We start from the raw sequence: 14,076 nt of genomic DNA on the forward strand, positions 1-14,076 counted from the left end.
TGCACACCAAATCGCAATAGTCTGGATGATCGTCTTCACACTTTTTGACTCATCTCTTGTTACATTTACTTCAACGAAATATAGAAGGTCCTGTATCCACACACGGGGCATGGAGTTAAAAATGAAAATTAAAACTTGGTTAATGAGTGCCGTGATCGCGAGTTCATCAATGATGGCCATTTCAGCACATGCAGACAATACCACACGTGTCGCTGCAACATCTGCTTTGGGTAGTGTCGTGGGTACTGCATTGGGTAAACAAATGGGCGGTCAGTCTGGTGCCATGATTGGTTCTGCATTGGGTGGCGCTGGTGGTGCTGCTGTCGCAAGTAACCGTCGTGACCGTACCTCTTCTGCTATTGGTGGTGGTTTAGGTGGTGTTGGTGGTTATACCGTAGGTCGTAATGTCGGTGGTACAAATGGCGGTTACATTGGTGCAGCTTTAGGTGCAGCAGGTGGTTCAGCTTTAGGTAACAAGATTTCTAAAGATCGTGCCGAAGAGCGTTATTACGACAATGGTAATCATCGCGGCTGGAAAAAACATCACCGTCACCACCGTCGCTACTAATTTATCTTTACTGATACCGAAGGCAGCATTTCACATGCTGCCTTTTTTTGTTTGTAAAAATTTACAAAGTCAATTTTATTTATCGTTTTTTATCGATATAAAATATCGTATAATATCGAAAAACATCGATATATGAGAGTAGATATGTCTATCACGTCGCTTAAAGATACACAGTTTTCCATTCTCGAATTAGCTTCTGTGCGTGACGATAAAAGCATTCAGTTTACTTTGCAGCATGCCCTGCAACTTGCACAACATGCAGAACAGCTGGGTTATCGTCGTTTTTGGCTTGCCGAACATCACAATATGGATGGTATTGCTAGCTCAGCAACGGCCGTCATGATTGGCTATATCGCAGCAAACACACAATCTCTTCGACTCGGTTCGGGCGGTATTATGCTCCCCAATCATGCTCCTTTGGTTGTTGCAGAGCAGTTTGGAACCTTGGCAACACTTTATCCAGACAGAATTGAACTCGGACTTGGCCGCGCTCCCGGTACCGACCAAATGACCATGCGTGCGCTGCGCCGCGGGCATAAGGAAACTGAAGAGCAATTTCCACAAGATGTTGCAGAGATTCTTCGCTACTTTGATACGCCAAAACCAGACCAATCCATTATTGCTACACCCGGGCACAGTACCCATGTTCCCGTCTGGCTGCTCGGATCGAGTTTATTTAGTGCTCAATTGGCTGCAAAATTAGGCTTACCGTATTCATTTGCATCCCACTTTGCACCGCGTATGCTCGGGCAGGCGATCCAACTGTATCGTGATAATTTTCAGCCTTCAAAATATTTAGACCAACCGTATGTATCGATGGGTGTGCCAACTGTTGTGGCAGAAACGGATGAAGAAGCAAACTATCTTGCCACCAGTGCTTATCAACGTATATTAGGACTGATGCGAGGTCAAAGTCTGCGCCTTAAACCACCTGTAGATTCAATGGATTTACTTTGGGGGCCGGCAGAAAAACTCTCTGTAGAAAACTTTTTTGGTATGGCTCAAATTGGTTCGGTCGAACGAGTTAAAGCTGGTCTTGAACAACTTGTCGATCAATACGCCGTGGATGAGTTTATTTTTACCTGCGATATTTACGATACGCAAAAACGCTTGGATAATTTCAGTTATCTAATGGACATCAAAAACGCGTAGCCTAATGTGCATGGCTTAACGCGCCAAATAAGCAGCTTAAATTATATTATGATAAAAGTGCTTTGGCTTCAGCAGGAGCCAAAGCATGGCTAAACAAAAAGCCCTGCCCGATTTCACAGCCTTGTTGTTTGAGTAATTCTAGCTGGTGAACATTTTCAATGCCTTCGGCAACCACATCGATCCCCAAATTTGAGCTCATACTGATGATCGATTGAACAATCGCAAAAATGAGTTTTTCTTGCTCCATACGATGCACGAAATCACAGTCTATTTTAAGGCAATCCACAGGTAAATTTGCCAAACGCGTCAGAGATGAATGCCCTGTACCAAAATCGTCTAATGCGATTCGTATTCCCTCGTGTTTGAGCTTGTTCAATGCACGCGAAATATAGGCTTTGCCATGTTCATCTAAAAGATGCTCAGTAATTTCAATTTCGACCAAAGAATGCGGAATATTGAAACGATCTAACCGATCAAGCAAAAGTTCAGCATAATTATCTTTTAAAAATTCCACGGGTGCGGCATTAATCGAGACAGGCACCATATCTAAACCTTGATCAATCCATTCGGCCATATCCCGAAAAACACGTAGCTGCATGATTTCACTCAAGCGGCTAGCAAGGTTATAGTCTTCAAAAGCATTTTTAATGCGTCTGGGGAGTTGAAGCTGATCATGCTGATCATACCAGCGCAGCAATGCTTCAAAACCGGTGAGTTGACCATTTTTTAAATTAAATTTTGGCTGATAAAAAGGACAAATTAGATTGTGCCTTAAGATATAACGGGCACAATTGAATTGTTGTGCAATCACATTTTGCTCAATTTGCATTTCACGTTTAAAAATACAGTATCCACCACGCCCTGAAAGTTTTAAGCGACACAATGCGATATTGGCAGCTTGTACAACGTTCATGGTATCTGTCACATCACGAGGATAAATGGCGCATCCTGCACTAATATTGCTTTCTATAATCTGATCTAAATATTCAATTGGTCTCGAAATTTCTTGATGAATCAGTGCATAGGCTTCAATGAGGTAAGCATCAGAATGAATATGAGGAATAAGTAATGCAAACTCATCACTACCCAATCGTGTGAAGAAAACTTCTTGCGGTAAAACGCGTTGAACTCGCTCTGCAAGCGTTTTTAAGATTTGATCGCCAACCAAATGTCCATGATTACTATTAATTTGATTAAAATAATCGAAATCAAACAAAATTAATCCAAACGACTCATCAAGTTTGATCTGACACTCTCTCATCATCAGATTAAGTTTCTTATTAAATCCCGATTGATCTGGCAAACCGGTTAAGGCATCTATTTCAGTGCTGTGTTCTGCGACGTCTTCAATATGAACATTGTGCTGGTGTGAGATATTTTCTGACAAGGGATGAACCGCAAGGTGATGAGCGGTCTTGTGTAAGCGAATACGATCAACTTTCGAATCAAGTTCATAACAGCCAAGATGACGTGGAGTCATAAGATTCATACGCATCTCTCCTACTTACGAATGAAAAAAGTCAATGTAACTGCCACCCTTGATAGATTATAAAACTAAAATGTGACGCAATTTACATTTGGTTTGTACACTTATTGTCATAATTTTTCAAGTTTTAATTTTAGTACTCAATGAGTAAAGTCAAACAAAACAACGATAAAGAGAAATACATTTTTTGTATTTCTCTTTTTAAATCAAAATAAATTAGCCAATTCGGCGTTTTAAACCCGTCGTTTGAAGAATGCGAGTTGAAATTTCCTCAATCGACATTTCAGAAACATCTAAATACGGAATGCCTTCCGAAATGAAAATTCCCTCCACCGCACGCAGCTCCATCTGACACTGACTATAGCTGGCATAGCGACTATTGGCTTTACGTTCTGTTCGGATGGCGACCAAACGTTCCGCATCAATCATTAAACCAAATAGCTTGTTCTTGTGCTCTTTCAATACTTTAGGTAAACGGTTATCGTCGAGATCTTCTTCTGTCAATGGATAGTTGGCAACTCGAATACCAAATTGCAAAGATAAGTAGATCGATGTAGGCGTTTTACCTGATCGCGATACCCCGATTAAAATAATATCTGCTTTATCATAATGTCGTGTCAATGCGCCATCATCATTGTCTAGTGCAAAATGCACTGCATCGATACGTGCCTTATAATATTCCGAGTCAGTGACTGCATGCGTCTGACCCACTAAAGTGGTAGGTGACGTTCCAAGTTCTTGCTCAAGCTTACTGATCAGCCCTTCAAAAACATCTAGATTGACGGCTTTGGCCGTATTAATAATTTCACGTACATTGGGATCGACTAAAGTATCAAATACCAATGGTAGGGTTCCATCACGCGACTGGCACTGATTAATCGACTCTACAATGTTCATAGCCGCTTCTTCTGTTGCAATATACGGCATGATATGAATATCAAAGTCTACGTTAGGAAATTGTGCAAGCAATGAATGTCCGAGAGTTTCTGCTGTAATGGCAGTTCCGTCCGAAATAAAGAACACACTGCGCTTAATTTGTTTTCCTTCAGACATCAAAATTCTCCTCACAGATTTGTCTTAGTGCTATATAATCTTTATAGTAAACTGATCTTATATAACTGTCGCTTAGTAAAATCAAAACCTAAGGACATTTAATCATGTCTTCATGCCAAGATAGTACTAAATACTGGAAATGTGGAGTAGAAACATTGGAAGCGCGCGTAATCGGTCTAGAAAAATTAGGGAAGCACGACGTCGAACTTGTAGGTGGGAAAAACTCATCTCTGGGTGAAATGATCAGCCACTTATCCAATGCTGGCGTATCAGTACCAGGTGGCTTCGCGACAACGGCTGGCGCTTATCGTGAATTCCTCGATCAAAGTGGACTCAACGCTAAAATTCAAGCAGAACTTGCCCAGTTAAATGTAGAAGACGTGAATGCCCTAGCGCAGTCAGGTGCTAAAATTCGTCAGTGGATTATTGAAACTCCTCTGACGCCAGAATTTGAAAAAGAAGTCCGCGAAGCATTTAGTGCTTTGTCAAACGGCAACCCGGAAATCGCGGTTGCCGTTCGTTCTTCAGCTACAGCTGAAGACTTGCCTGACGCTTCTTTTGCAGGCCAACAAGAAACCTTCCTGAATATCCGTGGCATTGACAATGTTCTGATTGCCATCAAAGAAGTTTTTGCTTCATTGTACAATGACCGTGCAATTGCCTATCGTGTTCACCAAGGTTTTGATCACGATGTTGTGGCATTATCTGCTGGTATTCAGCGCATGGTTCGCTCAGAAACTGGCGCTGCAGGCGTAATGTTTACCCTAGACACAGAATCTGGATTCAGAGATGTCGTATTCATCACAGCCTCATATGGCTTAGGTGAAATGGTTGTACAAGGTGCTGTCAACCCAGACGAATTTTATCTTTCTAAACCATTAATACGTAACGGCAAACATGCTGTATTACGCCGTAATCTTGGTTCTAAACACCAAAAGATGATTTATGGTGACGAAGGCGCTGCAGGCAAGTCTGTAGTTGTGGTTGACGTCGAGAAACAAGAACGTCAGCAATTTGCACTGAATGATCACGAACTACAAGAATTAGCCAAACAAGCACTTATTATTGAATCTCACTATGGCGCACCAATGGATATTGAATGGGCCAAAGATGGAGATGACGGTCAGATTTATATCGTTCAAGCGCGTCCTGAAACGGTTAAAAGCCGTCAAAATGTAGGCACAATGGAGCGTTACTTACTCAAACAACGCGGAACAGTTGTATGCGAAGGTCGCTCGATTGGTCAGCGTATTGGCGCAGGTAAAGTTCGCATTGTGACGTCGATCAAAGAAATGGATAAAGTCCAAGACGGTGATGTTCTGGTTTCAGACATGACAGATCCAGACTGGGAACCAGTGATGAAACGCGCAGCGGCGATTATCACCAACCGTGGTGGTCGTACATGTCACGCAGCAATTATTGCACGCGAGTTGGGTGTACCTGCAATCGTGGGTTGTGGTAATGCGACCGAAGTCTTGAACGATGGTCAGGAAGTGACTGTTTCATGTGCTGAAGGCGACACAGGCTTTATCTATGAAGGCGCACTGGACTTTGAAGTACAGCGCAACTCAATTGAGTCAATGCCAAAACTACCGTTTAAAATCATGATGAACGTGGGGAACCCAGACCGCGCATTTGACTTTGCTCAAATTCCAAACGAAGGTATTGGTCTTGCACGTCTTGAATTCATCATCAACCGTATGATTGGTGTTCACCCGAAAGCGTTACTGAATATCGACAGCTTGCCACGTGAAACACGTGCTGCTGTGCTGGCGCGTACTGCGGGTTACACCTCACCAATCGATTTTTATGTCGAAAAACTGGTTGAAGGTATTTCTACTTTGGCAGCTGCATTTGCTGAAAAGCCAGTCATTGTGCGTATGTCAGATTTTAAATCGAACGAATATGCCAACCTTATTGGCGGAAAGCTTTACGAGCCAGAAGAAGAAAACCCAATGCTGGGCTTCCGTGGTGCAAGCCGTTATGTATCGGACAACTTCCGCGACTGCTTCGAGCTTGAATGCCGTGCATTGAAAAAAGCACGTGATGAAATGGGTCTTACCAACATCCAGATTATGATTCCGTTTGTTCGTACTGTTGCAGAAGCAAAACGAGTGATCGAACTCTTGGCAATGAATGGTCTTAAGCGTGGTGAAAATGGTCTTAAAGTGATCATGATGTGCGAATTGCCAACCAATGCCCTACTTGCCGAGCAATTCTTGGAGCACTTTGATGGTTTCTCGATTGGTTCAAACGATTTAACTCAATTAACGCTCGGACTCGATCGTGACTCTGGTATTGTTTCTCATCTGTTTGATGAGCGCGATCCAGCAGTTAAGGCATTGTTATCAATGGCTATTCATGCGTGTCGTAAGGCAGGCAAATATGTGGGTATTTGTGGACAAGGCCCATCTGACCATCCAGATCTAGCTAAATGGCTTATGGAGCAAGGTATTGAGTCTGTTTCATTAAACCCAGATTCTGTTCTTGATACATGGTTCTTCTTAGCAGAAGAAAAAATCAAGCAAGCCTAATTATTCGTAAAAAAGGCCCATTCGTGGGTCTTTTTTCATCATTGGATGTTGAGATTAAAGACTTATGCAAATTTATTTGGCGCGCAATAATCAACAAGCTGGCCCATACACCTTAGAACAACTGAATCAGATGTTGGCGAGTCAACAGGTGCTCTTGACCGATTTGGCTTGGCATGAAGGTATGACCGAATGGAAAGCCTTAGGTGAGTTAACGCAAGGTAAACTTTTTTATCAGCCACAAATGCCACAAACTCAAGCGTATGAATTACCGTCAGCAGAAATTCATCACAATGATGTGATCAAACACGTTCAAGTGAATAACAAAGCGATCATCACGCCAGCCAAAGTAGGAAAGCGTATTTCTGCGAAGTTGGTTGATCTCTTACTTTTTACGTTGCCACAGATTTTAGTGACACTGGCTTTTTTACCTCGTGACCTGATCCAGCAAGCACAAAGTTTTGATGTGAACGAACAGATCAAAATCGCAGAAGCCATGTCCAACAATATGCCATCTTGGGTTCCGATGGTCTTACTCGCCTACACCCTCGGGTTGCTGTTTGTTCAAAACTTTTTGATCTCAAAAAGCGGTCAATCGATCGGCAAGAAACTTTTCAAATTACAAATTGTCGACGCCACAACCAACAAGTTAGTGGGCCAATTCCGTGGATTTTTTATTCGCTCTTTCTTGTTCATTATTCTTTCACAATTCGTGAGCCTATTTCCGTTAATCGCCATCGTGTTTATTGCCGATCTCGTTTTGTTTTTCTCAAAAGGAAACAACAGCTTACATGACCGTCTTGCAAAAACAAAAGTGATTGATATTTCTAAATAATTATCGCTTAAAATTTACACTGCGCAGTTCATTTCTTGAGCTTGATGTGCCTGCTGTCAAACCGCTAGAATAAGCTAAACCGAGTGAAAAACTCAGGTTTATCAACAGGCATATAAAGCGACTTTTGTATAGCTTAGTTTGTCGTTATCAGGCATAATGCCCTACAACGTAGCAGTGTCTCATGATCGAGAAATATGTTCTATTTTACATAGAAATTATTCTTCTCAATCATGCGACACTTTTATCGCTATCCCGTTTTTTCAAACGGGAATGGGACTCTTCACCGAGGTTGTAAAATGAGACAAACGATTTTAGCTGTATTGTCTTTATCTACGATTGCCGCACTTTTAACAGGGTGTGGTGGTGATATGGTACTTCTAAATTCAAAAGGTCCAGTGGGTCAGGGTCAAGGCGACCTCATGATGACTGCGATCTACCTAATGTTATTGGTGGTTATCCCATCAATTATCATGGCACTGTGGTTTAGTTGGAAATATCGCGCGTCGAATAAAGATGCAGACTATAAACCTACATGGGCACATTCAACTGCAATCGAGATTGTAGTATGGGGTGTTCCAGTCATTATTATTGGTATTCTAGCTTGGTTAACTTGGTGGGGTTCCCACAAGTATGACCCATACCGCCCTCTGGATTCAGATAAAGCACCTTTGACTATTCAGGTTATTGCTGAACAGTTTAAGTGGATTTTTATCTATCCTGAACAAAATATTGCAACGGTTAATGAAGTACGTTTCCCAGAAAAAACTCCATTAAGCTTCAAAATCACCTCTAACTTTACGATGAACTCGTTCTTCATTCCACAGTTAGGCGGACAGATTTATGCAATGGCGGGCATGCAAACTCATTTGCATTTGCAAGCTGATGAAACTGGTGTATTCCGCGGTATATCATCAAACTACTCAGGTTACGGTTTCTCACAAATGCGTTTTAAAGCGCACAGTGTAACTGACGCTGAATTTGCTCAATGGGTTGAAGCAGTAAAAGCTGGTAAGGGTAATACAATTAATCCTGCCGCTGTTCAAAAAGGTCTTCTTGATCAACCAGAACTTGCTGCGCTTAAAGACGGTGACCGCTCTAAACACCAGATCGAAGCTTTAGTCAATCGTGCCAAAGCTGCTGGTGATGAAGAAGCTCTTGCGAAAGCTGAAGCGATGAAGCCGTTCCCGAACAAACCACACCCTGTGACATATTACTCTTCGGTTGAACCTAAATTGTTTGAAACAGTTATCAATCGTTACATGAGTAACTATCATGGTGCTGATCACTCTGCTGGACATGCAACGGCAGACACTCATGCTGCAGCTCCACACGCTGCTCAAGGGGAATAAGACATGGATATGATTTTTGGCAAACTGGGTTGGGATTCTATTCCAACAGAGCCGATTGTACTCGTTACCATGGTCATTATGGCAATTGGTGCAATTGCTGTTTTTGGCGGGATCACTTACTTTAAAAAGTGGGGATACCTCTGGAATGTATGGTTTAAAACTGTAGACCATAAAAAGATTGGTATCATGTATATCATCGTATCCGTGATCATGCTTTTGCGTGGTTTCGCAGATGCGATCATGATGCGTCTTCAACTTTTCCTCGCCCGTGGCGGTGGTGAAGGTTACTTGCATCCAGACCACTACGATCAGATCTTTACCGCACACGGTGTGATCATGATTTTCTTCGTGGCGATGGGTCTTGTAGTGGGTATGATGAACATTTCTGTTCCACTACAGATTGGTGCACGTGACGTAGCATTCCCTTTGCTTAACTCTTTAAGCTTCTGGTTATTTGCTGGTGCGGCTGGCCTGATGATGGCTTCGCTTGTACTTGGTGAGTTTGCTGCAACAGGTTGGATGGCTTACCCGCCTCTATCTGGTATTCAGTATTCACCAGGCGTGGGTGTTGATTACTATATCTGGGCGCTTCAGGTTTCTGGTTTAGGTACACTTTTATCTGGTGTTAACTTCTTTGTTACCATCATTAAAATGCGTGCACCAGGCATGAAACTTATGGACATGCCAATCTTTACCTGGACATCTTTGTGTACTGCGGTACTGATTATTGCTGCATTCCCTGTGCTAACAGCAACTCTAGCTATGCTAACGCTTGACCGTTACTTTGGCTTCCATTTCTTCACAAACGAGCTTGGCGGTAGCCCAATGCTGTATGTGAACTTGATCTGGACATGGGGTCACCCTGAAGTATATATCTTGGTACTTCCAGCATTTGGTTTGTATTCAGAAATTGTTGCAACGTTCTCCCGCAAGACACTTTTTGGTTACAAATCAATGGTGTATGCAACAATTGCAATTACTGTGCTTGCGTTCGTCGTTTGGTTACACCACTTCTTTACTATGGGTGCTGGTGCCAACGTTAACGCATTCTTCGGTATCATGACCATGGTCATTGCAATTCCGACTGGTGTGAAAATCTTCTCATGGTTATTTACCATGTATAAAGGTCGTATCACTTTCGAAACGCCAATGCTTTGGACAATCGGCTTCTTGGTTACCTTTGGTATTGGTGGTCTGACCGGTGTTCTTATGGCTGTACCGCCAGCAGACTTCTTGGTTCATAACTCCCTGTTCCTTATTGCTCACTTCCATAACGTTATTATTGGTGGTGTGGTATTTGGTATGTTTGCAGGTATCATTTTCTACTGGCCAAAAATGTTTGGCTGGAAGCTTAATGAAGCTTGGGGCAAAGCAGCGTTCTGGTTCTGGTTCTTTGGTTTCTATTTTGCATTCATGCCGCTTTATATCCTTGGTTTCATGGGTATGACTCGTCGTTTGAATACATATGACAACCCTGAATGGGACCCGTACTTGGCTATTGCACTCTTTGGTGCCGTGCTTGTTGCAATCGGTATTGCATGTTTCTTGATGCAAATTATTGTAGGTTTCCTACAACGTCATCAAAACATGGACCATACAGGCGATCCATGGGATAGTCGTGTGCTCGAGTGGTCTACCTCTTCTCCTGCTCCGTTTTATAACTTTGCTAAAATTCCTGAAATCCGTGGTATTGACACGTTCTGGACTGACAAAGAAAACGGTGTAGCGTATGCACGCCCGACTAAATATGAAGACATTCATATGCCAACAGACCGTGCAGCTGGCTTTGTTATGGCGATGTTTATCAGCGCTATGGGCTTTGCACTTATCTGGCACATCTGGTGGCTAGTAGCAGTAACGTTTATTGCTTCAGTTGTAAGCCTGATTCGCAGTTCATTCACAAAAGAAGTGGATTACTACGTACCTGCTGCTGAAGTTGAGCGTATCGAAAACGAACGTTACGCGTTACTTGAAAAACACTTGAAGAAGGACTAAGTAAATGGCTGAAGTACTTCATCACGAAAACCATGGACACGACGATCATCATGAACATGATGATACGGACTTAACGGTCTTTGGTTTTTGGACATACTTGATGAGTGACTTGATTTTATTCGGTACACTCTTCATCGCGTTCGCTGTATTGAGCAGCCATGTTCCACCAGGCACACCAACAGCACACGATTTGTTCAGTGAATCATTAGGCTTTGTTTTAACTGAAACATTTGCCCTCTTGATCTCATCTGTAACGTTTGGTTTTGCGGTTCTTGCATCATACAAAAAGAACGTCAACCAAGTGATTGTATGGCTTTTTGTCACCTTCATTTTTGGTGCATCGTTCATTGGTATGGAACTTTATGAATTTCATCATTTAGTTCACGCTGGACATGGTCCAAGCACAAGTGCGTTCTTATCTGCGTTCTTTACCTTAGTAGGTACGCACGGTATTCACGTAACTTCTGGCTTGGTATGGATGCTTGTTTTGATGTATCAAATCAAGACTCAAGGCCTCACTTTACCAAACACCCGTCGTCTTGCTTGTCTAAGCTTGTTCTGGCACTTCCTTGATATCGTATGGATCTGTGTATTCAGTATCGTTTACCTAATGGGAGTTCTCTAATGAGTCATGATCATAATGCTTCTGGCGCTTCACATGGTAACTTCAAGCAATACACGATTGGATTCATCCTATCAGTCGTGTTAACCATTATTCCGTTTGGAATGGTTATGGCTGGAGGGTTTGGTCGTGGCCTACTCATGACTGTAATCGGTATTACTGCCGTTGCTCAGGTATTGGTTCAACTTGTGTTCTTTTTACACATGAATACCTCATCTGAACAACGCTGGAATCTTATTGCATTTATCTATACCATTTTAACGATTGCTATCTTGCTAGTCGGTTCGGTATGGATCATGAATTACCTTCATTTCAACATGATGATCTAAACTGATTGTCATGCTGAAAAAGTATTTATTCCTGACAAAACCAGGAATTCTGTTTGGTAATTTCATTACCACCTTGGGCGGCTTCTTTTTAGCCGCCCAAGGCCATGTAGATTTCCTTTTACTTATCCTTACTCTTCTAGGAACCACTTTTGTTGTCGCCTCTGGTTGTGTGGTCAATAATGTGATTGATCAAGATATCGACCAGAAAATGGAGCGTACACAAAATCGTGCCTTAGTGAAAAAAACCATTTCTCCTACTACTGCACTCATTTTTGCCTTGGCTTTAGGTTTAATTGGGTTTGGTATTTTATGGTTTTGGGTAAATCCGTATTCATTTGCATTTGCTTTTATTGGTTTTGTTGTTTATGTGGTGCTTTATAGTCTTTGGACGAAGCGCACATCTATTCATCAGACTATCATTGGCAGTGTCTCTGGAGCATGTCCGCCGGTTATTGGTTACACGGCAGTGAGTCAGCAATTTGATGTTGCGGCATTGCTTGTATTTTTGGCTTATGCGCTGTGGCAAATGCCTCATTCTTGGGCCATTGCGATTTATCGATTTGATGACTACAAAAATGCTGGGATTCCTATTCTTCCTGTTGCACGTAGCGTCTTTCGAACCAAAGTGGAATGTTTAATTTACATTGTACTTTTTGCGGCGGTTCTAAATGGACTGTACTGTTTTGGCTATACCAATATTTTCTTCCTGATCACCTTCAATGCACTCAGTGCATACTGGTTATATTTGTCGATTATTGGTTTCAAGGCAGAAAATGATCAACTCTGGGCAAAGCGTTTGTTTCTCTTTTCTGTAATTTTGATTACGTTATTGAGCTTAAGCTTTAGTTTTAGTTATCAGTCCCCTGCTCCAAATCTTCCTCTCTTTTAATAAGAGAGGATTATTTTATATATCATCAGAAATAAATCACGTCGTTTTTGCTAATTCATTTGTTTTCAATACCGTTATTCTTTATAATCTAGCCTCGCTATTTTGCGACATGGCTTTTTAAGCTATGACTCCTTGCTTCTGACCACAATATGGTTAGGGGCTGTTTAAACCGTAAGGAGCTGACAATGCGTCACTACGAAATCGTACTCTTGGTACATCCAGACCAAAGCGATCAAGTTGTGGGTATGGTTGAACGCTATATCTCACAAATTAAAGAAGCTGAAGGTCAAATTCACCGTCTAGAAGATTGGGGCCGTCGTCAATTGGCTTACCCAATTAACAAGATTCATAAAGCACACTACATTCTAATGAATGTTGAATGTGGTCAAACGACTCTTGATGAGCTTGAAGAATTGTTCCGTTATAACGATGCAATTATTCGTAACATCATTATCCGTCGTGAAAACGCAATCACTGAAGAATCTTTACTTGCTAAAAGTGCTGAAGAAAAACGTGCGCGTAAAGCTCAACGTGAAGAAGCACAACAAGCTCAAGAATCTGCTGAAGCTTAAGGAGAACATCAATGGCACGTTTTTACCGTCGTCGCAAGTTCTGCCGCTTTACAGCTGAGAATGTTGCGTACATCGACTACAAAGATATCGACACTTTAAAACAGTACATCACTGAAAACGGCAAGATCGTTCCTAGCCGTATCACTGGTACTAAAGCTCGTTATCAACGTCAACTCGCGCTTGCGATCAAACAAGCTCGTTACTTGGCTTTGATTCCGTACACTGACAACCATAAGTGAGGTGAGCTGTGGACGTTATCTTATTACAACGCATTAAAAACCTAGGTAAACTTGGTGACAAAGTATCAGTTAAAGCTGGTTATGGCCGTAACTTCTTGATCCCTCAGGGTAAAGCTGTTGCTGCAACCGAAGCAAACACTGCTGCTTTTGAAGCTCGTCGTGCCGAACTTGAAAAACAAGAAGCTGAAGTTTTGTCTTCTGCTCAAGCACGTGCTGATCAATTGAACGAAGTTAACATCGTAATCACTGCGAAAGCTGGTGACGAAGGTAAACTATTCGGTTCAATCGGTACTCGTGATATTGCAGACGCATTAACAAATGCTGGTCTTGCAGTTGACCGTGCTGAAGTACGCCTACCAAACGGTGCGCTTCGTCACACTGGTGAATTCAACATCGCAATCCAATTGCACCATGATGTTGTTGCAGAAGTTCTCGTTACAATCGTATCTGAGTAAT

Annotated in this window: 14 protein-coding genes; 12 read left to right on the forward strand and 2 right to left on the reverse strand. The window is 42.1% G+C overall.

The window, feature by feature from the left end:
- The first annotated feature begins 121 nt into the window (after positions 1–121).
- Both L2096_RS00800 and L2096_RS00805 read left to right on the forward strand, forming a co-directional pair.
- Positions 122–568 (forward strand): glycine zipper domain-containing protein, encoded by a 447-nt coding sequence (locus tag L2096_RS00800; protein WP_004938874.1) that lies wholly within the window; start codon positions 122–124, stop codon positions 566–568.
- Between the two features lie 150 nt (positions 569–718).
- Positions 719–1,720 carry an LLM class flavin-dependent oxidoreductase gene (locus L2096_RS00805; RefSeq protein ID WP_025094470.1) on the forward strand — a complete coding sequence of 334 codons (1,002 nt, stop codon included), beginning with the start codon at positions 719–721 and terminating at the stop codon, positions 1,718–1,720.
- Positions 1,721–1,766: 46 nt separating this feature from the next.
- Here L2096_RS00805 and L2096_RS00810 read toward each other — a convergent pair whose 3' ends face one another.
- Positions 1,767–3,209, reverse strand: coding sequence for a putative bifunctional diguanylate cyclase/phosphodiesterase (locus L2096_RS00810; protein WP_250364703.1), 1,443 nt, complete (start codon positions 3,207–3,209; stop codon positions 1,767–1,769).
- 213 nt (positions 3,210–3,422) lie between these two features.
- On the reverse strand, positions 3,423–4,259 hold the full coding sequence (ppsR, locus tag L2096_RS00815; RefSeq protein ID WP_004938884.1) for a posphoenolpyruvate synthetase regulatory kinase/phosphorylase PpsR: 837 nt from the start codon (positions 4,257–4,259) through the stop codon (positions 3,423–3,425).
- A 104-nt stretch (positions 4,260–4,363) separates the two neighbouring features.
- Between ppsR and ppsA the strand changes: the two genes are divergently transcribed.
- The 10 genes from ppsA to rplI all read left to right on the forward strand — a co-directional run bounded on the left by ppsA (position 4,364) and on the right by rplI (position 14,075).
- A complete protein-coding gene (gene ppsA, locus L2096_RS00820) occupies positions 4,364–6,793 on the forward strand; it encodes a phosphoenolpyruvate synthase (RefSeq protein ID WP_004938888.1) in 2,430 nt (809 codons plus the stop codon).
- Positions 6,794–6,857: 64 nt separating this feature from the next.
- Positions 6,858–7,625, forward strand: a complete 768-nt coding sequence (locus L2096_RS00825; protein WP_004938891.1) for an RDD family protein — start codon at positions 6,858–6,860, stop codon at positions 7,623–7,625.
- A gap of 296 nt (positions 7,626–7,921) precedes the next feature.
- Positions 7,922–8,974 (forward strand): ubiquinol oxidase subunit II, encoded by a 1,053-nt coding sequence (gene cyoA, locus L2096_RS00830; RefSeq protein ID WP_004938892.1) that lies wholly within the window; start codon positions 7,922–7,924, stop codon positions 8,972–8,974.
- Between the two features lie 3 nt (positions 8,975–8,977).
- Positions 8,978–10,969, forward strand: coding sequence for a cytochrome o ubiquinol oxidase subunit I (gene cyoB, locus L2096_RS00835; protein WP_004938895.1), 1,992 nt, complete (start codon positions 8,978–8,980; stop codon positions 10,967–10,969).
- 4 nt (positions 10,970–10,973) lie between these two features.
- On the forward strand, positions 10,974–11,594 hold the full coding sequence (gene cyoC / locus L2096_RS00840) for a cytochrome o ubiquinol oxidase subunit III (RefSeq protein ID WP_004938897.1): 621 nt from the start codon (positions 10,974–10,976) through the stop codon (positions 11,592–11,594).
- A complete protein-coding gene (locus L2096_RS00845; RefSeq protein WP_004938898.1) occupies positions 11,594–11,920 on the forward strand; it encodes a cytochrome o ubiquinol oxidase subunit IV in 327 nt (108 codons plus the stop codon). Before cyoC ends, L2096_RS00845 begins: the two co-directional genes overlap by 1 nt.
- A 10-nt stretch (positions 11,921–11,930) precedes the next feature.
- Positions 11,931–12,809, forward strand: a complete 879-nt coding sequence (gene cyoE, locus L2096_RS00850) for a heme o synthase (protein WP_151745947.1) — start codon at positions 11,931–11,933, stop codon at positions 12,807–12,809.
- Between the two features lie 185 nt (positions 12,810–12,994).
- A complete protein-coding gene (rpsF, locus tag L2096_RS00855; RefSeq protein WP_004938902.1) occupies positions 12,995–13,381 on the forward strand; it encodes a 30S ribosomal protein S6 in 387 nt (128 codons plus the stop codon).
- An 11-nt stretch (positions 13,382–13,392) separates the two neighbouring features.
- Positions 13,393–13,620 carry a 30S ribosomal protein S18 gene (gene rpsR, locus L2096_RS00860; RefSeq protein WP_004928375.1) on the forward strand — a complete coding sequence of 76 codons (228 nt, stop codon included), beginning with the start codon at positions 13,393–13,395 and terminating at the stop codon, positions 13,618–13,620.
- 8 nt (positions 13,621–13,628) lie between these two features.
- Positions 13,629–14,075, forward strand: a complete 447-nt coding sequence (gene rplI / locus L2096_RS00865; RefSeq protein ID WP_004938905.1) for a 50S ribosomal protein L9 — start codon at positions 13,629–13,631, stop codon at positions 14,073–14,075.
- Position 14,076 lies beyond the last annotated feature (1 nt).

Origin of the sequence: Acinetobacter sp. ACZLY 512 (assembly GCF_023614015.1) — a bacterium.
Classification (GTDB): domain Bacteria; phylum Pseudomonadota; class Gammaproteobacteria; order Pseudomonadales; family Moraxellaceae; genus Acinetobacter; species Acinetobacter soli.

Excerpts from the sequence above, each read along its gene's own strand:
- L2096_RS00825 (WP_004938891.1), top strand. The coding sequence starts at position 6,858 with ATGCAAATTTATTTGGCGCGCAATAATCAACAAGCTGGCCCATACACC.
- rpsF (WP_004938902.1), top strand. The coding sequence starts at position 12,995 with ATGCGTCACTACGAAATCGTACTCTTGGTACATCCAGACCAAAGCGAT.
- cyoE (WP_151745947.1), top strand. The coding sequence starts at position 11,931 with ATGCTGAAAAAGTATTTATTCCTGACAAAACCAGGAATTCTGTTTGGT.
- cyoC (WP_004938897.1), top strand. The coding sequence starts at position 10,974 with ATGGCTGAAGTACTTCATCACGAAAACCATGGACACGACGATCATCAT.
- cyoB (WP_004938895.1), top strand. The coding sequence starts at position 8,978 with ATGGATATGATTTTTGGCAAACTGGGTTGGGATTCTATTCCAACAGAG.
- ppsA (WP_004938888.1), top strand. The coding sequence starts at position 4,364 with ATGTCTTCATGCCAAGATAGTACTAAATACTGGAAATGTGGAGTAGAA.
- cyoA (WP_004938892.1), top strand. The coding sequence starts at position 7,922 with ATGAGACAAACGATTTTAGCTGTATTGTCTTTATCTACGATTGCCGCA.
- L2096_RS00810 (WP_250364703.1), bottom strand. The coding sequence starts at position 3,209 with ATGAATCTTATGACTCCACGTCATCTTGGCTGTTATGAACTTGATTCG.
- rpsR (WP_004928375.1), top strand. The coding sequence starts at position 13,393 with ATGGCACGTTTTTACCGTCGTCGCAAGTTCTGCCGCTTTACAGCTGAG.
- ppsR (WP_004938884.1), bottom strand. The coding sequence starts at position 4,259 with ATGTCTGAAGGAAAACAAATTAAGCGCAGTGTGTTCTTTATTTCGGAC.
- L2096_RS00800 (WP_004938874.1), top strand. The coding sequence starts at position 122 with ATGAAAATTAAAACTTGGTTAATGAGTGCCGTGATCGCGAGTTCATCA.
- L2096_RS00845 (WP_004938898.1), top strand. The coding sequence starts at position 11,594 with ATGAGTCATGATCATAATGCTTCTGGCGCTTCACATGGTAACTTCAAG.